This is a genomic window from Paenibacillus ferrarius (assembly GCF_002027705.1).
GTDB classification, from domain to species: domain Bacteria; phylum Bacillota; class Bacilli; order Paenibacillales; family NBRC-103111; genus Paenibacillus_E; species Paenibacillus_E ferrarius.
In genome coordinates this window covers 1-19,101 of sequence record NZ_MBTG01000032.1, presented here as the reverse complement: position 1 = coordinate 19,101, position 19,101 = coordinate 1, and the positions used below count along the sequence as shown (strand labels likewise).

Sequence of the window (19,101 nt, the reverse complement as noted above, 5' to 3'; positions counted from 1 at the left end):
AACGGGCGTTTTCTTTGTTTCTAAACCCTTCTTGGGAGGAGTTGGGTTTAGAAATCCTGTTTGAGATGAATGGGAGAGGTCTGATGATCGGAAACTCAAAAAGTATAAGACGGAATCTTGAAAGCAGGCAACCCATCTATACATTTATTATGAAGGGTAAGATTACCACAAATGACTATAGGCGCTATAAACTGACAAGAAACGAATAGATTGCAAGACACAAGGAGCACTTTTGGCAATCAGGTATCATTGTCAAGACGATCAGAGGAAACGAGCCGTAAAAGTCATGCCGTCCATGTGGTAAAATAATTATCATTAAAGGGACGAAGGGAACATGGACAACATGAGAAAACCACCTATTACAATATTCAATTCGCTCCGATTTAAGCTGATCACGGGACTCATGCTTATTATGCTGCCGCTTGTTCTCTTCCTGATTTATACAAACTTCTATTCGATCCAGGTTGTTCGCAACCAGGTCACGCAATCTAACAGCAACATGATCAGCCTCTATATGGGGTTGGTCGACAAGTCGTTAGCCGACATTGACAGCTATTTGCTGAAGTATGCCTCGGAGGAAACAGGGCTGCACGTTCTCGACCGGTCTCCTGAGATCGATATCGATTTGTATAAAATGGAACGCATTTGGCAATTTAAACAACTGGTGAATAATGTGACTTACTACAGTGGACTCGACTATTTTTTCATATATTAGCCCATTAACAACGATTTGGTGTTTGCTCCCAAGCAGCCAGGATCGGCTGACTCCGACAATCAGCCTATAAAGGATGCCATCGTCTCGCTTATTGATGACGGGCAATCGGCAGAGAGTTTTCAGACCGGGAGATGGTCCGTATTTCGCGTTTTTAAAAAGGATTATTTGTTATATATCATAAAGGTTGGTGGTTTATATATCGGGGCTGGCGTAAATACGCAGGATGTGACGGGGCCGCTCAATCTTTTGGATCTCGGCGCCGATGGGAGAGCGCTGCTGGTCGATGGCAACCACAAGCCGTTAAAGGACGAATCATTTTTTAGAGAACAGGGAATCGATCTTTCCTATACGTCTAAGTCGTACCGTTTAAGCGGTTTCGATAAAGGGTATCTGGTGATCGGTGAGCATTCCGGCAAAGGGGATTTCGGACTGGTCGCTGTGGTCCCCGATCAAAGCATTCTCCAGAAGCTGCCTTATTTGCAGAGGATCATTTTACTAATTGCGGCAGGGACCGTCTTGATCTTACTGCTTGCCTTCTATTTCATGAGGAGAGTCGTACTCCGTCCGATTAACCGAATCGTACTGGCCATGCGCAGGATCAAAGAGGGTCACTTGGAGATGCGAATAGCGAAGAAACCGACCTCTAACGAATTCGAACTGATGAACGAGATGTTCAACAGCATGGTGACCGACATTCAGAAGCTGAAAATCGATGTCTATGAGGAGCAATTGATCAGTCAGAAAGCGGAGCTGAAGCATTTGCAGCTGCAAATCAACCCGCACTTCTTTTTGAACAGTCTGAATGTCGTTTATTATTTGGCCCAGGAGAGGAAATACGGGTTGATTCAAGAGCTTTCCCTCTCATTAATCAGATATTTCCGCTTCATTTTTCGCAGCCCTACGGATCAAGTTCTAGTTCGGGACGAGCTGGGTCATACGAAAAATTATTTGAACATCCAGAAGATCCGGTTTCCGGGAAGCTTGACTTACGCCATTACCGTCCCGGATGACCTGCTCGATTGTTGTATTCCACCTCTGATCATTCAAAGCTTTGCCGAAAACACGATCAAGCATGCGGTCAACACGGACGAGCCTACCCATATCGAGATTTCAATCGAACGGGATAGCCGGAATGATGGGGAACGGCTTCATATCCGCATTTGCGATACGGGCTTGGGTTATGAGGACGAGGTGCTCGAGAAGCTTAGACAAGAGATCAAGCTGACGACTGAAGAAGGTGAGCATATCGGGATTTGGAATGCCCGGCAAAGACTGCGGCTGTTGTACGGGGGGCAGGCGATCATCGGGTTTTCAAACGATAACGGCGCCATTGTCGATATTTTTTTGCCGATCATGAAAGGATAGGGGCGAGAGTATGTATCGGTTATTGATCGTGGACGACGAAGAATTTACCGCGAACGGCATTAAGGCAAGCGTGAACTGGTCAAAATTCGGCATCATTCACGTATCTGTAGCGAACAATGCACGTCAAGCGAAGGAAAAGTTTAGTCAACATCCGTTCGATATGATGATATGCGATATCGAGATGCCGCAAGGAAGCGGACTCGAACTCTATGAGTGGGTACGGGAAAAGCATCCTTGGACGGAGTGCGTCTTTCTGACTTGCCATGCCGACTTTCAATACGCAAAAAAAGCGATCCATCTAGGAAGTTTCGAGTATTTGCTCAAGCCTGCGCCACCCGAAGAGCTGGAGCAAGTCATGACGGAGATGATCAAGAAAATAAGCAAAGACCGGAAATCATCATCGATCGTCATCGAGCGGTTCTGGCAGGATGTGCTTCAGCAGGTCATTCCATCCACGCCGGACAAAATCATGGAGGCTATCGGAAAGCACAATATACCGTATACGAGCAAGATGAAGTTTTTACCCATTTTGATCGGTATCCAACACTGGAAAAAAGAACTGAGCGCTCGCGATGCCCAAATTATGGAGTACGCACTAACGAACGCCTTGGAGGAATTGGTCATCCATCAAGCTGCCGCGGCTCACATCGTTCGCGTCAAGGCCAATCAGTTATTGGCGGTGTTTTCTACGGAACATGCGATAGAGGCGAACGGAGAGAAGTTCCGCAAAGAGCTCATAAAACGTTGCGGTTTGTTCATCGAGACGTGTAACCGATATTTTTATTGCCATTTGTCCTGCTATATCGGTCAACCGTCGGAGATACACGGCGTGCGCGATATGGTTGAAAATTTGGTAGCGCTTCGAAAGACTCAAGTGAACGCCGTCGACCGGGTCGTGCATATCGACGAGAAAATGGCAAATGAAACGCCTTTTCCCATGCCTCCGATGAGATTATGGTCCGAGCTGATCAAGCAGGGGGACAAGCAGAAGCTGATGGCTGAGTCACAAGATTTTCTGGAGTCGCTTAAGCGGATCGAAGGGCTGAACTCGAAAAGCCTGCAGCAGTTTTATTTAAGCTTCCTGCAGATGGTTCTGCATACGCTTCAGCAGAAAGGGTTGTATACGGACGATACTTTAGCGGATCATTTCGCGCCGGAACGTATTTCGTCTGCCGCCGAGAGCGTCAAGAATCTACAAGACTGGGTAACGGACGTCCTTGAATTTGCAATGACTTACATCGAAGTGCTAGGTTCGAACGAGACAGTGGTGGAAAAGATCATACGGTATATATCGGCGAATATCGATCAGGAGATGTCCAGACAGTACATTGCCGACTACATTGGGCTCAGTCCCGACCACATTGTCAAGCTTTTCAAAAAGGAAACAGGTCTCTCGATATCGGAGTATATTCTGAAAGAAAGGATAGATCTTGCGAAAGAACTACTGGCCAAATCGGAAACTTCGATAAGCAACGTCGCTTTGGCGGTAGGCTTCGCTAATTTCTCTTATTTCTCCACCCTCTTCAAGAAGGAAGTCTTGATGACGCCTCAAGAATATCGGAAAAGATTCTCTTCCAGCATGTAAACGAAATATGTACATCAAGGACGCCAACTGGCGTTTTTCTCTTTATGTGGACGGAATCTCGAAACCGCGAGAACGGATTCTTGAAAGCGGGTAAACGGGAACTTCAATAAAATAATAATAGCAAGCGGCAAGACCAATCAAAATAGGGGGTTCATACATGAAGAAAAGAATGAAGAGCGCTTCAATGCTTCTGATTTCCGTGCTGGCAACGTCTACTCTGGTCACGGCCTGCAGCTCGGGCTCGAGCAACCAACCGAATGCGAGCGGAGCTCCTAAGCTGTCGGACAGCGCGAAACCGGACCTGAAGCCCATTGAACTGACGATGGTATTTCCGGTTGCCAGCGAGCAGAAAGACTTGAAAGCCGTACAAGAAAAAATCAACAAGATTACGCAGGAAAAAATCAATGCGACCGTGAAGCTCGTTCAGATCACGAAAGGCGCCTGGGCGCAGCAAACCACACTTATGCTGTCCGGCAACGAGAAAATGGACCTCATCGTAAGCGGCCGAGGCACGTATGAGCAGCAAACGGCCAAGGGCAACTATCTTGCGCTTGACGACTACATTGCCAAATACGGTCAAGGCGCCCAAAAAGCGCTGGACGATCTGGATCCGGCTATCCTAAAAGCGGCTAGGATCAACGGGAAAACATACGGGATAACGAGTATCCGGGACCTGGCGAACGACTTCGGCATCTCGATGCGCAAGGATCTTGTGGACAAGTACAAAATCGATACGAAAGCGATCAGATCGCTGGACGATCTTGACGCCGTATTCAAGGTGATCAAGGAGAATGAGCCTGATGTGATTCCGGTGACCAAGTTTGCCAACTCGATTCTCGGCAGCCCTTTCTCCCTTGGCATGATGGATCCTTTGGGAGATGGCTTCGGTGTGCTGCCGGCGCACGATAACGGGATGAAGGTGGTTAATTGGCAGGAAACTTCGGAATATGCCAAGCTGCTGGATACGACAAGAAGATGGTATTTGGCCGGATATGTTGCTAAAGATGCGGCAACCAATAATGAAATTTGGCAAAATTTGATGAAGGCAGGAAAGGTCTTCTCGACGTTCCACCATATGAGTCCATTTAGCGAAGCGGCAAATTCCTTAAGTGTAGGAAAAGATTTGATCGAGGTGCGCCTGTTGCCGGCTGTCGCGACCACTACCAACATCACCGGGTATATGTGGAGCATTCCCAGAAACGCGCAGAACCCGGAAAGGTCTATGATGCTGCTTAATTTGATGTATACAGACAAAGATTTTATCAATTTGCTCGACTGGGGAATCGAAGGGCAGCATTACGTAAAAAAATCGGATAATGTCATCGATTTCCCGCAGGGCGTCAACGCTTCGAACAGCGGATATTACCCTTACGAAAACTGGCTATTCGGAAATATGTTCCTCTCCTATGTGTTCAACGGGGAAGATCCGGACCGTAACAAGAAGCTGGCGGAATTCATTAAGAACTCGAAAAAATCGAAAGCGCTCGGCTTCGCTTACAATCCGGAGTTTGTTAAGACGGAAATCGCGGCTCTTACGAATGTGGCGAACCAGTACGCTCTCGCTTTGGAGACCGGCACGGTGGATCCCGCTAAGATATTGCCCGAGTATATCAAGCAAATGAAAGCGGCGGGCGTCGACAAGGTCGTTGCCGAGAAGCAAAAGCAGCTTGACGCTTGGGCAGCGGCCAATAAATAATCCGACGGATCCTCCTGTAAAAGACGGAATGTCTCAAGCGGGGGGATTCTTTACGCCATCACGGATGCAGTCAAGCCAATGTCGGAAACTCAAAAATATGATGTCGGGATCATGGAAGTAGGGGCGGACAGATTGCTATAAGATGAATACATGCACAAAACAATGACAGCAAAAGGTGGTTGTAACGTATGAAGGCAAGTAAAATGTCGGTGTTGCGGCTTGAGATGAGGAAGGCAAAAAGATACCGGATGCTCGTGCTCATGACGCTGCCGGGGCTACTCTACTTTCTCATCAACAATTATTTGCCGATGTTCGGCATCGTCATCGCGTTCAAAAACGTCAATTTCGCGAGGGGCATATGGGGGAGCGAGTGGGTCGGCTTTAAGAACTTTGAGTATTTGTTTAAGACGAAGGATGCATACATCATCACCCGCAATACGCTATTGTACAATCTCTCTTTCATTTTCTTGAATACGGCAATCGCGATTTCGCTTGCGATCCTGCTGACTGAAATCCGTAAGCGAATTTTATCGAGAGCGTACCAAACGATGATCCTACTTCCGTACTTGATCTCCATGGTGATCGTCGGTTACCTCGTGCTCGGTTTCCTGGACGTCGAAAAAGGCTTCATGAACAAGACTCTGCTCCCCTTGTTCGGCTTAGAGCCTATCTCTTGGTATAGCGAAACGAAATACTGGCCGTGGATCCTGACGATCGTACACGCCTGGAAAGGCGTAGGACAACTTTGCATCATCTACTTGGCTGCGATTATCGGCATCGATCAAGAGTACTATGAGGCGGCCAAAATAGACGGCGCGAACCGGTGGCAGCAAATCCGTACGATAACGATTCCGCTCATTGCGCCGGTTATTACGATTATGACGCTGCTTGCGATCGGGCGCATTTTCTATTCCGACTTCGGCTTGTTCTTCCAAGTGCCGCTTAACACGGGCGCCTTAATGCCGGTCACGAACACGATCGATACGTATGTGTACCGCGCGCTGATCAATATGGGCGATATCGGGATGTCGTCGGCCGCAGGCTTGTATCAAGCGCTCGTCGGATTTGTTCTGGTACTGGCTTCCAATGCGGTCGTGAGAAAATTCAACAAAGACAATGCACTGTTCTAGAAAGGGGCGCTCCCATGCTATCATCCGGTAAACTTTATCAATGGACGATCAACATCGTCATGCTGGCATTTACATGTTTCTGCATCATGCCATTCTGGTTGCTGCTCTCCGCTTCTCTTACGGACGACATGGAAATCATTCGCCATGGATATGCTTTCTTCCCGAGAGTCGTTAGTTTTTCGGCATACGAATATTTATGGACGAACTCAGCTAATATACTGCGCGCTTATGGAATTACGATTCTCGTGACGGTAGTCGGAACGGCTGCAGGATTGACGCTAACGGCGTTGCTTGCCTATCCGCTGTCACGGACCGAGATGCCATTTCGCAAGATACTGTCCTTCTACGTATTTTTCACGATGCTGTTTAACGGAGGCCTTGTGCCGACCTACCTGTTATACACCAATTTCTTCAATTTGAAAAATACGATATTGGCTCTGATCATTCCGAGCCTGTTGATGAACGGTTTTTTCGTCATCCTGATGCGAACGTTCTTTGCAAGCTCGATTCCGAAGCCGATCATCGAATCGGCCTATATCGACGGGGCGAAGGAATGGAAAATTTTCGCGACAATCGTATTGCCGTTATCGACGCCGGTATTGGCTACGGTCGGGATGTTTTATACGATTATGTACTGGAACGATTGGTTTAACGGACTAATTTACATTACCGACAGCCGATACTTCAGCCTTCAAAACATGCTCAACCGGATTTTACTCGATGCGCAATTTTTGCAGTCATCGACGGAGATTGTCGCGACAAGTCATCTTCCGCTCACATCCATGCGCATGGCCATAGCCGCGATCGGGGTCGTTCCGCTGCTGGTCGCATACCCATTCTTTCAGAAGTATTTCGTAAAAGGCCTGACGGTTGGCGCCGTCAAAGGTTGAAGCTATTATTTTGGAGGTGGTTAAAGATGACCGGCACGAGAACGATCTTATGCTTCGGAGATTCAAATACATGGGGAGCCGATCCGCAGAATCGAGGAGTTCGGTATCCGGCGGATGTTCGGTGGACGGGTGTACTGCGTAAGGAACTGGGAGACGGCTACGAGATTGTCGAGGAAGGCTTGCCCGGGAGGACGACAGTGTGGACGGATCCGATCGATGGAATCATGAGCGGAAAAGAGTACTTGACGTCTTGCCTGCAGTCTCACAGGCCGCTTGATCTTGTCGTGATCATGCTCGGAACGAATGATTTGAAAGAGCGATTTTCCGTCTCGGCGCTGGATATCGCGATGAGCACCCTGTCGCTTGCCGGACTCGTAAAAACGACTTTTTCAAGGCCGGGGATTACGATAGTCCCTCAGGTTCTGATTCTAGTTCCGCCGCCAATCAAGGAAACTGGATTATTTGCAGGTATGTTCAAGGGCGGGGAAGAGAAGTCCAAACAATTGGGCGAGGCATTCACAATGCTTAGTCCGTATACCGACGCTTCTATCATGGATGCTTCGACCGTGATCGTTTCCAGTGATGCAGACGGCATTCATTTCGAAGCGGAACAACATCGGAAGCTCGGAAGTGCCGTTGCGGAAAAAATAAAAAGTATGTTGGTGGAGTTATAACAATGAACATTCCTTTGTGGCACGACCAACCCGCATTACAGGGATTCAACGAAGGTTGTCCCAGCTTAACACCGTACTTGCTGGAAGGGGAAGGACCGTTTCCTGCCGTCATCGTTTGTCCTGGCGGAGGCTATACGCATCGGGCTGGTCATGAAGGCGAGCCTGTCGCCAAGTGGTTGAACGCGATCGGCATTTCGGCTTTTGTCCTTCATTATAGGGTTTCTCCGGCACAATATCCGAGCCAGCTTCATGATGCTCAGCGGGCCATACGAATGATCAGGCACAGAGGGACGGAATGGAATATTGATCCCGAACGAATCGGTATGCTGGGATTTTCAGCCGGAGGCCATCTTGCTTCGATGGCAGGTACGCATTTTGACAACGGCAATCCGCAAGCCAATGATCCAATCGAGCGATACAGCAGCCGTCCCGATGCGCTCGTGCTCTGTTATCCTCTCATTACGATGGGCGAATTTACGAATGTATCGTGCAAGTCGGTATTGATGGGGGAGCGGCAGAACGACCGTGCTCTGATCGAGCTGTTATCAAGTGAAAAGCAAGTAACGGAGGAAACACCGCCGACTTTTATGTGGATCACGGCAGACGATCCGGTCGTTCAGGCTGAGAATTGTTTAATGTTCGCGACAGCGCTCAGGAAGGCTAGGGTTTCTTTCGAAATGCATCTTTTTGAAAGTGGCCCTCATGGACTCGGACTGGCCAGTGGCGATCGGGAAGCGCAAGCATGGACAAAGCTGTGCGAGGCATGGTTGAAATCCAGGGATTTCCTTCTTGTAGAACGAGTGGTTGACGAGTATACAAAAGTAGGCCAGTTGCTGGCCGATGATTGCAGCAGTGCCGTATTGGAGCGGTATCTTCCGGATCTTTTGGCATCGCCGAAGATCGACTATATCAAAGCGTTTTCGTTGAAGTCGCTGTTCAATTTTTCCGATCCGATGTTTACGGACGAGAAAATGGCAGCCATCTTAAAAGACTTGAAATCGGGCGCAGAAAAATAACAACGAAGTGCATAGGCATGCAACGCGTAATTTCTTTTTTAAGGGCAGGGTACTCTGCAAAATATATGTTTGTAATAAGGAGGGGACGATATTGACCGGTGCTGCTGCTAATGTTTGGCAACTTGGTCATTGGGATTTGTTCGTACGCATGGTCCTCGCCACAGTTTTGGGCGGATTGGTCGGCATCGAGCGGGAGTGGAACAACCATGCGGCAGGGTTCCGCACCCATATTCTCGTCTGTCTCGGCTCGACCACCATTATGCTGCTTTCGATTTACGGATTCTCCGACTTTGTTGCCGAATCCAACGTCCGGGTCGACCCTGCCCGTCTAGCCGCTCAGGTGATCAGCGGGATCGGCTTTTTGGGTGCGGGCGCGATTCTGCGCAACGGGTCTGTCATCAAAGGGCTCACGACCGCGGCTTCGGTTTGGGTTGTGGCGGCAATCGGCCTTTGCGTCGGAGCTGGGTTTTTGTTTGTCGCATTTCTGTGTACGTTTTTCGTCATTATCAGTTTATACGTGCTGAACAAGTGGGAGAAACATTTGATGCGCCACCGCAAAAATCATGAGGTCAAGTGTACGTTTATCGATATACCAGGCGTTCTTGGGAAGGTTGCTTCCAAATTGGGCGAACAAGGGATCCAAATCGCCAACGTCAAAATGATGCCGGATGAATACGCGCCGCCTGAGGCTAGGGGGATGCCTACGATGCAACTCTGCTTCACGGTCAAAAATCATCAAGAAGAAAATATCGTCCAAGCGCTGGAAGAAATTACGGCGCTGGACATGGTGCTGCGGACGGAATCCAGTTATTTGCCTGCTTTGAAACCGGCAATTCCGGTTACCGGAAAAAATTCGACGAATCTATGAATCGGGAAGACGATACTCTATCGAAAATAAGATTTAGACGCAAAAGGAGCCGTTGTTTATGAGAACCAGAGAAAATTTTGATCGAAACTGGATGTTTCACGTCGGTGAGGTAGGGAAAATTGTCAAGACGGTAAAAAAAGCCGGCATGATCGCCGGCCTGACGAATGCGTTAGGGGAGGAAAGGCATGAGCCTTTTGCCCTCGGCGAAGCTGGACGTGTTACTCAGAACGTTATTCGTGAAAAAACGGGGGATCCGAATTTCGAAATTTCCCAAATATACGGCGCAGATACGCCCAAGGATAAGATTACAGGCTGGGTGGGTGTTAATCTGCCACATGATTGGAGGTTAGAACAGCCGTACAACCCGGAAAGCGGGGGCGCGTTTCAAGGTTATCTGCCCAATGGAGTGGGTTATTACCGTAAAGTATTTCAAATTCCACAAGAGGATGAAGGCAAGAAGATCATCATTGAGTTTGACGGTGTAATGCGGAACAGCTCAATTTGGGTGAACGGATGCTTCGTCGGCGACCATCTCAGCGGTTATACCAGCTTTCATTATGACATCACGGACTTGCTGAAATATGGGGATGAGGAAGGGGATAATGTCATCCTGGTTCGAACGGATACGACAGGCGGAGACGAAGGCTGGTGGTACGAAGGCGGAGGCATCTACCGCCATGTCTGGTTAACCAAACATGATTACCTGCATGTGGACCGCTGGGGAACCTTCGTCAGAACCGAGCGAATGGATAATGAAAGGGCCGCGATTACGGTAGAAACGACGGTAAGCAACGAATATCCGCAGCCGATGAAGTATAGCATTCGAACAAGCATTCTGAATCTGGATGGGGAACTCGTCGCCGTCAAGGAATCCGGCTGCGAAACGTCGGGAATCGACAAGCAAACGGTTCTTCAATCGGTTCAAGTGGCGAATCCGCTGCTCTGGTCGCTGGACATGCCGCATCTGTATGAAGCTATAACTGAACTGATTCACGATAGGCAAATTGTCGACACGTATCGGACCGTTTTCGGCATCCGTACGGTGGAATACCGACGGGACGGATTATACCTGAATGGTAAGTACGTACAAGTGAAAGGTACTTGCAATCACCAGGATTTCGCTGGCGTGGGCATCGCGCTGCCGGACAGTGTGCATGAATATAAAATCAAACGCCTGCTGGAAATGGGCTGTAACGCTTACCGCTGCGCCCATCATTCGCCGGCACCGGAGCTGCTCGATGCATGCGACAGACTAGGGATGCTGGTTATGAACGAGAACCGGATCTCGGAGAGTACAGAGATCAAGCTCGATGATCTGAAATCCATGCTATACCGTGACCGCAACCATCCAAGCATCTTTATGTGGAGTCTCGGCAATGAAGAGAAGATCAGCGGCAGCTATCAAGCCAATCGGATGCTGAAGCGACTTCATGATTTGACGAAGCGAATCGATCCCACCCGTCCTGTTACGGCGGCCAATCTAAGTCAGGAAGGTATGGACGTTGAGGTCAACGGCGCGAATTATGCGGAGTCCATAAAAGGAAGACAGACGATCGGCGAATGGTTCCAATCCCTTCCTGAAGCCAAAGTGTTGAATACGGAAAATGTCTCCTTCTTCTCGGCAAGAGGCGTCTACGAGGATGATCGGGAAGGCGGGCGCTGCTCTAGCTACGGCTCGAAATATACGATGTTCGGCAAGGAGATGGATGTCGGGAATCTGGGCGGAGCGGGCGGTACGTCGACGCCTGAACGAAGCTGGCGTTATTTCTTAAATAACCGTTTTTCGGGCGGCTTGTTCGTATGGACGGGTTTCGATTATCGCGGGGAGACGACGCCGTTCCAGTGGCCGTCCGTGTTATCGCATTTCGGCATCCTGGATTATTGCGGATTTGCCAAGGACTCTTACTATTTCTATCAATCGGTCTGGAAAGACGAGCCGATCGTTCATCTCATGCCGCATTGGGACTGGCCGGACCGGCTTGGACAGCAGGTGGAGGTCCGCGTGTATACCAATTGCAGTGAAGTGGAGCTAATACTGAACGGCCAAAGCTTGGGTAAGAAGATAGCGGATGCTGAATTAGGCGAGCACACGTTATCGTGGCACGTAGCCTATGAACCCGGTCTTCTCGAAGCCATCGCTTATCGGGATGGTGTGATGGTAGCAGAGCGGAAAGAGACCACAACGGAAGCATACTCTGTTCATTTGGAGGCTAATCGGTCGGAACTCCTTGCTGACGGTCAGGACGTGTCCATGGTCACGGTTTCGGTGCGAGATGAATCGGGAAGGGTAGTGCCGGTTGCGGGCAACCTGATCCGATTCCATGTAGCAGGTGAAGGCAAGCTGCTTGGTTTGGGGAACGGAGACCCAGGTTGTCACGAATCGGATAAAGGAGATACGAGATGCGTGTTCAATGGATACGCTCTAGCCTTGATTCAGTCGTTGGAAAAAGCAGGGGAGATACGCATTGTAGCGTATTCGGAAGGGCTGGTGCCGGCGGTATTGACTCTTCAGGCACGGAAAAAGTTTGCAAATTGAACACTATGAGGTGATACTTATGTCAACAACACGTGATGGGGCGTATCCGGGGCAGAGAATAATCGTTCTCGAAGGAACACATAATTTCCGCGATATGGGAGGCTATCAAACTGCCGATGGAAGGAAAGTCAAATATGGTATTTTCTTCCGTTCCGATGAATTGACCGGTTTGACGGAGCAAGATTTAGCGGCTGTTCAAGCCTTGAATATCAAAACGATTTTCGATTACCGCAATGACTATGAAGCGCAAAAGAAACCGGATCCGGTTTTTGCCGGTGCAAAAAATATTCGCATTGCTGCTATTCAAGCAGATCAAGCATCTCGAATCAACATGTCGGGAGATGCTGGGAACGCCGATCGAAACCAACGTGATATCGCCGATATGATCAAAAGCGGCTATTTCAAACAATTTCGCGCAGATACGATGATGATGGAAGTTTATACAAAGCTCCCGCTCGGCAATCCGTCATATAAACGGCTAATAGAATTGATCCAGCATTCGGACAACCTTGGGCTTCTGCATCATTGCACAGCGGGCAAGGACCGTACGGGAGTCGGTGCCGCCTTGATCTTACTGGCGCTCGGCGTCCCGGAACAAACGGTGATGGAAGACTATCTGCTCACCAACGAAACGATGAAAGCATTCAATGAGAAAATGTTGAACCAGATTGCCGAACATGTGAATGAAGCAGAATTAAAAAATATAGAACACATATTTGGGGTCAAAGAACAATTCATGGAAGCCGTTTTAGGATCGATCAAGAAGACGTATGGCAATGTTGACACTTATTTTTCTGAAGAATTCGGCTTGACCGATCAAAGACGGGAAGCCTTGCAAAGCATGTTTTTGGAGTAGGGGGCAAGCGTGGTAAAACGCATCCACTGGATGATCTCAAAGCTTTTCCCGTCATTAGTAAAACAGGTAAAGTGCTATTCGTGTGATAGAACTACGAAACAACAGAACTACCGCACGTTGCATGGGGGGGGAAGCAATTGAAGAAAAGAACGAAGAAATGGCTCGCCGCCGCGGGAATCGTCGTCGCCTTGCTGGTGAGCGCCGATGTCGGGGGGGCTTTTACTTTTATCATCTGGCGGTTGAACGGACGCCGAAAGTTTTCTTGTTGAGCAGCCCCGATTTGGGAGCGAGGCCTGCCGCAGCCGGCTTTAACGTGGACGGCAAGGCGTGGATCGACTCGCATCCATACGAAGAGATGGAGCTGACATCAGACGACGGATTGAAGCTTCGCGGCTACTACTGGCATGCGCCTGCGCCGACGAAGAAAACGGTCATCATCGCCCATGGATACGCCGGAAAAGCCAAAGATATGGGCATTTATGCCGCCTTTTACCATGATAAGCTCGGCTATAACGTGCTCATGCCGGACGACCGCGGACACGGCGAGAGCGAAGGCGATTATACCGGGTTGGATGGCTGGACCGCAAAGATTACGTGAAGTGGATCGATCTGATGATCGGAAAAGTTGGTGCCGATGCCGAAATCGTCCAGCATGGCGTGTCGATGGGTGGCGCCACAGTGCTGATGACGAGCGGAGAACGGCTGCCCGCAAATGTCAAGGTGGTCGTTGCCGACTGTGGTTACACGTCGGTCAAAGACGAATTAAGCTACCAGATCAACCGCCTGTACCATCTGCCGAGCTTCCCGCTCGTGCAGAGCACGAGCCTGCTGACGAAAATGCGTGCCGGTTAGGGCTTCGCGGAAGCGTCGGCGCTTGAGCAGGTACGGCGAACGAAGCTCCCCGTACTGTTCATTCACGGAGATGCCGACACGTTCGTGCCGTTCGAGATGGTCGGCGAGCTGTACGATGCCGCCGGCGGCAAGAAGGAGCTGTTCGTCGTCCCCAAGGCCCGCCACGCCAAAGCGTACCAAACGGATCCGACCGGATACGAAAACCGCGTCACCTCATTTATCGCGAAGTATATTCGGACGTAGCCTGCGCATCGCAAACCAATAGGCCACTTGGCGTCATTGACGCCAGGTGGCCTTTCTTTCCGTTTACCCGCGAATAACCGATACGATATTTTCCACTTGATTCACCATATAAACAGAGCCGGTGCGCTCATTGGAGGGTAATCTGGGGGTCAGTAAGGAATATGAAGTATTTTCTTTGAGCAGCTATCACTTACAAGAGAAACGATTCGTACTAAAAAGTTGTATTTCCTGATCGGTCGTAAGTTTCTCGAACCAACTTACGAATAATCCAAAACCTTACCGATTGTTCTCAAACGCAATTGGCTTCCCGAACTCGACTCCACGGTAGTTTTGTGCCAGAGTTAAAAGGTGATGATTCATCATTATTGAGCGGTTTTTTGGATGAAAGAGTTTTTTTAACTGATGATATGGTTGAAGCCGCAATTAATTATATAGAAGGTCTATCACAGAATGCACAAAATAGATATATACCAAATCACGTTGCTCGCATCAAACAAACGAGCATTGTAGAATACAATGGTGAGTATTAAAATATCGATGACATAGCCACACACAAATTGTGTTTCTGAGGAACGGGATTAAACTAACGAGAAACGTTAGTTCAAAACAACCAGGGAGCAGAATGCCGCGGCAACTGCTCCCTGTTATCATTCAAGTAACGGGCAGGATACTTCCAATAAGGTTTTCGAAAAAAAGCATTGCTCAAACAAAGCCGATAATATTTCGCCGAATATTGTCTGGCGAAATGGCGACAGGATAGTATTACCTTCTTCGCCAAAGAACATTTGGAAAATACCAATTGGTCAAACGGGGGAGAATGAATTGTATGGTTTTGGATATATTCATTTCTCTTGGAATATTTATTGGCATTTAATGCTTAAAGTGTGTGTTCTGCTTTCTTCACTTAATTTGTTTGATTCAACAAGCCAGATTTCAATCTTCTATGATAATAAATATAGGATCCTGCGATCATAATATAACCAAGTAGAAAACTAATTCCAGCCGTTAAGCCGTCTACAACGATGGTTGAATACATGGCGCCTGTCAAATCAAAGAGCAATCCGGCATATGCCCACTCCTTGATTCGTGGAAAGCCGGGAATAAGGATCGCTATGACCCCTAATATCTTGGCGATTCCAAGAAAGGGAAGAAGGTAATCGGGATAACCTAAGTGTTCGAAAAGTTTAACCGCATCAGTTGCTTTTATAGTATCAGTAATCGCACCTACACCCATAAATAACACAAGTAGCACAGTAAAAATCCAGTAAGGAATTATAATTTTTTTCATTGAATTTCAACCTCCATAAGTTTACATCAATTGGTTTTACAAAAACGATCAAGTATCGATTTAGATTCTCGATCACGCCGTACTCCTTAACCATTTTTCCCAGTATCTCTTGACTACACATTCTTGCAGGATTACTACCTAACGCTCTTCACTTCCTTCCCTTGTAATTCCTGCGATATAACCCTGATCGTGTCGAACCTCTCCTCCCATAGATGGAGATAAGTCTCAACCCAGCTGTCAATTTCGATAAAAGCTTGGGGGAGAAGTTTGTAGATTCGACGGTTAGTGACTGCTTTCATTTCAACAAGTCCAGCATCGCAAAACACGCGAAGATGCTTCGATGCCAGCGGCTGATTGAAGCCAAGATGATCAGCTACTTCCCCTACAGAAAGTGCGCCTTGGCGCAGCAGTTCCACAATACGGAGCCGATTGGGCTCAGCAATAGCACTCCAGATCGAATTCATGCGTCGAATATACCTTTTTAGGTATATACCTGTCAATGAATATTTAAATCATTTTTTGCTCCCATCGTTTCTCACATATGATGATCAGGCTGATAACGCCCCCTCGTTCGTTAAAGCGTTATGATGCTTTGAATATTGAAATCAGATACAAAGATTTTAGGATGAGTTTATTTCGAATATTCCTTGACGAGTATATTCCTTTTGGCGTATATTTAAGCCGCAGGATGAAATTTATCTTGAACAAAGGACATGATTAAACATAAAGACACAAAATAAAGAGGTGAGTCACATGTCATGATAAAGTCCGGAATGGACATGACGATGCTGAGTGCTTTAGCTGAAACAAACCGTATAAATATCGTTCATCTTTTGCGCGAAGGTCCTCTTACCGTAGGTGAAATCGCCGATCGGCTGGGGCTGTATCAAGCAAAAGCGTCGAAGCATTTAAAAGTGCTTAGCGATTGCGGGATTGTGGAAGTACGAGTCGATATGAATCGTCGGATTTACAGGCTTCGGTCTGAGTCCTTCCAAGTGATGGAAAATTGGGTGCAGTCCTTCCGGCACATTATGGAAGATCGCTTTGATAACTTGGACAATTACTTGCGTGAACTGCAGAACAAGAACAAAGATAGAGAGTCATAAAGTCATTTGAGAAGGAGGGGAATGTCAATGTCTAACAGCGCAATGGTTTCGAATGTAGAGAACGATCGATTCCTGTTGCTGGAGCGAGTATTTGATGCGCCACGAGATCTCGTCTTCCAGATGTTCAAGGAAGCTGAGCATCTCAAGCGTTGGTGGGGACCGAAAGGCTGGGAAATCCCGGTTTGTACCATCGATTTCCGTCCGGGTGGTGTTTGGCACTACTGCATGAAGTGCGTTGATCAGAATCAAGGTCAATTTTACGGCATCTATAGGGAAATCGTAGAGTCGGAAAAGATCATCTATAACGATTACTTTTCGGATGCCGAAGGCAATATCAACGAGAATATGCCAGCGCCACTAATCACAATTGAAAGAAAGCTTTAGGCTTGACCCCAAAATTATTCAAATATAAGGAGTGTTTAAATTATGTTAAACAAAATTGGTCAAATTATGCTGTATGTGAACAACCAAGACGCATCGAGAGATTTTTGGACTGAAAAGCTAGGTTTCGAGGTCATCGCGGATGAAACCAATGGACCGATGAGATGGATTGAAGTCGCTCCTAAGGGTGCAGCAACTAGTATTGTTCTTCATAGTAAGGAGCTCATTGCGAAAATGAACCCTGAAATGAATCTCGGAACACCATCCATCATGTATTACACAGACAATTTCGATGCGTTGTACAGTGATCTCAAGAACAAAAGTATCAAGGTTGGAGACATTATGGAACTTCCATCCGGCAGAATTTTTAACTTTGCAGATGATGAAGAAAATTATTTTGCTGTTTCGGAAAAGAAATAAGATAATTTCATAAGTTACTAAAGCAGCTGATCAGAAATAATTCAGCTGCTTTTTGCCTTGCTTACTAGACAAAACTGGTGGTGTTATTCAGCTAACGGGAAAGTACGACAAGTTCTGCCATAAGCACCATACAGTGCGAAAAGCAGGAGATTACGGCAGTGATCTCAACTTTACAACCGAGGATGGGAATGACGGAACCATGTATCCTGAAACCATCCCGCCAACACTCCTGCGCGTGTCATGTTTAACAGAGCATGAGGTGTGAAGTACAGGTAGATTCGGCAGAACGAAGGCTAGAGCCATTTTGAGAAAAAAAAAGGTGCGCCAACGGATATGTCGCGCGGCTGAGAAACTGGATATGGTGAGAATGCTCGCATAGAAGCGAACTGACGAACTTCCGAATGTACAGGTCTAAAGTTAGAGCATATGGAAACATATGTACCATCAAACAATGGGGTGAGTGGCGTAGAGTAAAACTTTTTTAAGATCGGCAGCCTGTTCACGGGCAGATTTTCATAATATTAAATGCGCAATTCACAATAAATCACAAATATTTCAAAATGTTATAATTTAAAGGGATACTTAGAATAATTTCAAGGAGGAGCCAAATGACATCGAACCAAACAGCACTTCCACAAATCGTTTCAGAACAAGAGTGGCTGGCTGCTCGAGAAGATCTGCTAGTCAAAGAGAAAGAACTCACTCGCGCTTTGGATGCACTGGCTGCAGAACGTCGCATGTTGCCGATGGTAAGGATCGATAAAGATTACGTATTTGAGGGCCCGAACGGTACAGCGAATCTTATTGATCTATTCGACGGCCGACGGCAGTTAATCGTCTACCACTTCATGATGGCTCCGGGATCGGACCAACGTTGCAGAGGTTGCTCGTCATTTGTAGACAATATTGGCCATCTTGCTCATCTGCATGCTCGTGATACGACCCTTGTTCTAGTCTCCCCTGCACCATTATTACAGATCGAGCCCTACAAGAGGCGCATGCGTTGGACTGTACCCTGGTTCTCTTCGAATGGCAACAACTTTAACATGGACTGTGGTGCAGGTAGTGGATTCGGCCTGAGTGTCTTTCTCCGTGATGGCGAACAAGTTTATCGCACCTATTACACGACGGCTCGTGGTGTTGACAGGCTCAGAGCTGACTTCAATTTCCTTGATCTGACACCATACGGGCGCCAGGAAGACTGGGAGGATTCACCTGAGGGTTGGCCGCAAACACCGCCTTATACGTGGTGGCGGCTGCACGATGAATACTAAGTGTGACCCGAGGAAGGAACAAACTTGATGAATTGCTGGATTTTCGAGCGATAGCTATCATCACTTTTTCGGAAGCATTCCCTGAACAGCAGGAGAAGGAAGTCAGCTGAGGCTGGCTGCCTTTTAACGGATACTTTAGTTTAATCAGTGAATCATCAAGGCAACCGGTCAGACGATCGGTTGCCTTTTCTCAACTAACGGGCAGT

The 19,101-nt window shown here is 47.7% G+C and carries 21 protein-coding genes and 1 pseudogene; 20 read left to right on the top strand and 2 right to left on the bottom strand.

Annotated elements, in window-relative coordinates; genetic code table 11:
* The first annotated feature begins 343 nt into the window (after positions 1–343).
* The 16 genes from BC351_RS43575 (at position 344) to BC351_RS42465 (ending at position 14,956) form a co-directional block, all read left to right on the top strand.
* Positions 344–715 (top strand): hypothetical protein, encoded by a 372-nt coding sequence (locus tag BC351_RS43575; protein WP_244209202.1) that lies wholly within the window; start codon positions 344–346, stop codon positions 713–715.
* A gap of 18 nt (positions 716–733) precedes the next feature.
* Entirely contained in the window at positions 734–2,080 is a 1,347-nt protein-coding gene (locus BC351_RS27985; RefSeq protein WP_244209201.1) for a sensor histidine kinase, read from the top strand.
* 10 nt (positions 2,081–2,090) lie between these two features.
* Entirely contained in the window at positions 2,091–3,665 is a 1,575-nt protein-coding gene (locus tag BC351_RS27980; RefSeq protein ID WP_079417216.1) for a response regulator, read from the top strand.
* Between the two features lie 157 nt (positions 3,666–3,822).
* Positions 3,823–5,361 carry an ABC transporter substrate-binding protein gene (locus tag BC351_RS27975; RefSeq protein ID WP_079417214.1) on the top strand — a complete coding sequence of 513 codons (1,539 nt, stop codon included), beginning with the start codon at positions 3,823–3,825 and terminating at the stop codon, positions 5,359–5,361.
* A 188-nt stretch (positions 5,362–5,549) separates the two neighbouring features.
* Positions 5,550–6,491 (top strand): ABC transporter permease, encoded by a 942-nt coding sequence (locus BC351_RS27970; protein WP_079417212.1) that lies wholly within the window; start codon positions 5,550–5,552, stop codon positions 6,489–6,491.
* A 14-nt stretch (positions 6,492–6,505) separates the two neighbouring features.
* A complete protein-coding gene (locus BC351_RS27965; protein ID WP_056620337.1) occupies positions 6,506–7,381 on the top strand; it encodes a carbohydrate ABC transporter permease in 876 nt (291 codons plus the stop codon).
* Between the two features lie 26 nt (positions 7,382–7,407).
* Positions 7,408–8,055, top strand: a complete 648-nt coding sequence (locus BC351_RS27960) for an SGNH/GDSL hydrolase family protein (protein ID WP_079417210.1) — start codon at positions 7,408–7,410, stop codon at positions 8,053–8,055.
* A gap of 2 nt (positions 8,056–8,057) precedes the next feature.
* On the top strand, positions 8,058–9,071 hold the full coding sequence (locus BC351_RS27955) for an alpha/beta hydrolase (RefSeq protein WP_079417208.1): 1,014 nt from the start codon (positions 8,058–8,060) through the stop codon (positions 9,069–9,071).
* A gap of 91 nt (positions 9,072–9,162) precedes the next feature.
* Positions 9,163–9,939 carry an MgtC/SapB family protein gene (locus BC351_RS27950; RefSeq protein WP_079417206.1) on the top strand — a complete coding sequence of 259 codons (777 nt, stop codon included), beginning with the start codon at positions 9,163–9,165 and terminating at the stop codon, positions 9,937–9,939.
* A gap of 58 nt (positions 9,940–9,997) precedes the next feature.
* Positions 9,998–12,475 (top strand): glycoside hydrolase family 2 TIM barrel-domain containing protein, encoded by a 2,478-nt coding sequence (locus BC351_RS27945; protein WP_079417204.1) that lies wholly within the window; start codon positions 9,998–10,000, stop codon positions 12,473–12,475.
* A 19-nt stretch (positions 12,476–12,494) separates the two neighbouring features.
* A complete protein-coding gene (locus tag BC351_RS27940; protein ID WP_079417202.1) occupies positions 12,495–13,331 on the top strand; it encodes a tyrosine-protein phosphatase in 837 nt (278 codons plus the stop codon).
* 137 nt (positions 13,332–13,468) lie between these two features.
* Complete coding sequence (locus BC351_RS44160; RefSeq protein ID WP_341866029.1) at positions 13,469–13,600, top strand: hypothetical protein; 132 nt, start codon at positions 13,469–13,471, stop codon at positions 13,598–13,600.
* A gap of 11 nt (positions 13,601–13,611) precedes the next feature.
* Positions 13,612–13,929, top strand: coding sequence for an alpha/beta hydrolase (locus tag BC351_RS44155; protein ID WP_341866028.1), 318 nt, complete (start codon positions 13,612–13,614; stop codon positions 13,927–13,929).
* 14 nt (positions 13,930–13,943) lie between these two features.
* Positions 13,944–14,183, top strand: a complete 240-nt coding sequence (locus tag BC351_RS44150; protein WP_341866027.1) for an alpha/beta hydrolase family protein — start codon at positions 13,944–13,946, stop codon at positions 14,181–14,183.
* A 54-nt stretch (positions 14,184–14,237) separates the two neighbouring features.
* Positions 14,238–14,426: an alpha/beta hydrolase gene (locus BC351_RS44145; protein WP_341866030.1), complete on the top strand. Its 189-nt coding sequence runs from the start codon at positions 14,238–14,240 to the stop codon at positions 14,424–14,426.
* A gap of 332 nt (positions 14,427–14,758) precedes the next feature.
* Positions 14,759–14,956 carry a hypothetical protein gene (locus BC351_RS42465; protein WP_158082249.1) on the top strand — a complete coding sequence of 66 codons (198 nt, stop codon included), beginning with the start codon at positions 14,759–14,761 and terminating at the stop codon, positions 14,954–14,956.
* Between the two features lie 374 nt (positions 14,957–15,330).
* Here the strand turns inward: BC351_RS42465 and BC351_RS27930 are convergent, their stop codons facing one another.
* Positions 15,331–15,714, bottom strand: a complete 384-nt coding sequence (locus BC351_RS27930) for a DoxX family protein (RefSeq protein ID WP_079417200.1) — start codon at positions 15,712–15,714, stop codon at positions 15,331–15,333.
* 134 nt (positions 15,715–15,848) lie between these two features.
* Positions 15,849–16,178 carry an ArsR/SmtB family transcription factor gene (locus BC351_RS27925; protein ID WP_079417198.1) on the bottom strand — a complete coding sequence of 110 codons (330 nt, stop codon included), beginning with the start codon at positions 16,176–16,178 and terminating at the stop codon, positions 15,849–15,851.
* 294 nt (positions 16,179–16,472) lie between these two features.
* On the opposite strand from BC351_RS27925, the gene BC351_RS27920 reads away from it, so the two are divergent.
* From BC351_RS27920 to BC351_RS27905, 4 genes and pseudogenes are all read left to right on the top strand, one after another.
* Positions 16,473–16,820, top strand: coding sequence for an ArsR/SmtB family transcription factor (locus BC351_RS27920; protein ID WP_079417196.1), 348 nt, complete (start codon positions 16,473–16,475; stop codon positions 16,818–16,820).
* A 27-nt stretch (positions 16,821–16,847) separates the two neighbouring features.
* Positions 16,848–17,192 (top strand): annotated as a pseudogene (locus BC351_RS27915) (SRPBCC domain-containing protein); the annotation flags it as partial.
* Between the two features lie 54 nt (positions 17,193–17,246).
* Positions 17,247–17,621, top strand: a complete 375-nt coding sequence (locus BC351_RS27910) for a VOC family protein (protein WP_079417192.1) — start codon at positions 17,247–17,249, stop codon at positions 17,619–17,621.
* 608 nt (positions 17,622–18,229) lie between these two features.
* A complete protein-coding gene (locus tag BC351_RS27905) occupies positions 18,230–18,895 on the top strand; it encodes a DUF899 domain-containing protein (RefSeq protein WP_079417190.1) in 666 nt (221 codons plus the stop codon).
* Positions 18,896–19,101 lie beyond the last annotated feature (206 nt).

Coding starts and splice junctions, on each gene's coding strand:
- BC351_RS43575 (WP_244209202.1), top strand. CDS start 344: ATGAGAAAACCACCTATTACAATATTCAATTCGCTCCGATTTAAGCTG.
- BC351_RS27980 (WP_079417216.1), top strand. CDS start 2,091: ATGTATCGGTTATTGATCGTGGACGACGAAGAATTTACCGCGAACGGC.
- BC351_RS27975 (WP_079417214.1), top strand. CDS start 3,823: ATGAAGAAAAGAATGAAGAGCGCTTCAATGCTTCTGATTTCCGTGCTG.
- BC351_RS27970 (WP_079417212.1), top strand. CDS start 5,550: ATGAAGGCAAGTAAAATGTCGGTGTTGCGGCTTGAGATGAGGAAGGCA.
- BC351_RS27965 (WP_056620337.1), top strand. CDS start 6,506: ATGCTATCATCCGGTAAACTTTATCAATGGACGATCAACATCGTCATG.
- BC351_RS27960 (WP_079417210.1), top strand. CDS start 7,408: ATGACCGGCACGAGAACGATCTTATGCTTCGGAGATTCAAATACATGG.
- BC351_RS27955 (WP_079417208.1), top strand. CDS start 8,058: ATGAACATTCCTTTGTGGCACGACCAACCCGCATTACAGGGATTCAAC.
- BC351_RS27945 (WP_079417204.1), top strand. CDS start 9,998: ATGAGAACCAGAGAAAATTTTGATCGAAACTGGATGTTTCACGTCGGT.
- BC351_RS27940 (WP_079417202.1), top strand. CDS start 12,495: ATGTCAACAACACGTGATGGGGCGTATCCGGGGCAGAGAATAATCGTT.
- BC351_RS44150 (WP_341866027.1), top strand. CDS start 13,944: ATGATCGGAAAAGTTGGTGCCGATGCCGAAATCGTCCAGCATGGCGTG.
- BC351_RS27930 (WP_079417200.1), bottom strand. CDS start 15,714: ATGAAAAAAATTATAATTCCTTACTGGATTTTTACTGTGCTACTTGTG.
- BC351_RS27925 (WP_079417198.1), bottom strand. CDS start 16,178: ATGAATTCGATCTGGAGTGCTATTGCTGAGCCCAATCGGCTCCGTATT.
- BC351_RS27920 (WP_079417196.1), top strand. CDS start 16,473: ATGATAAAGTCCGGAATGGACATGACGATGCTGAGTGCTTTAGCTGAA.
- BC351_RS27910 (WP_079417192.1), top strand. CDS start 17,247: ATGTTAAACAAAATTGGTCAAATTATGCTGTATGTGAACAACCAAGAC.
- BC351_RS27905 (WP_079417190.1), top strand. CDS start 18,230: ATGACATCGAACCAAACAGCACTTCCACAAATCGTTTCAGAACAAGAG.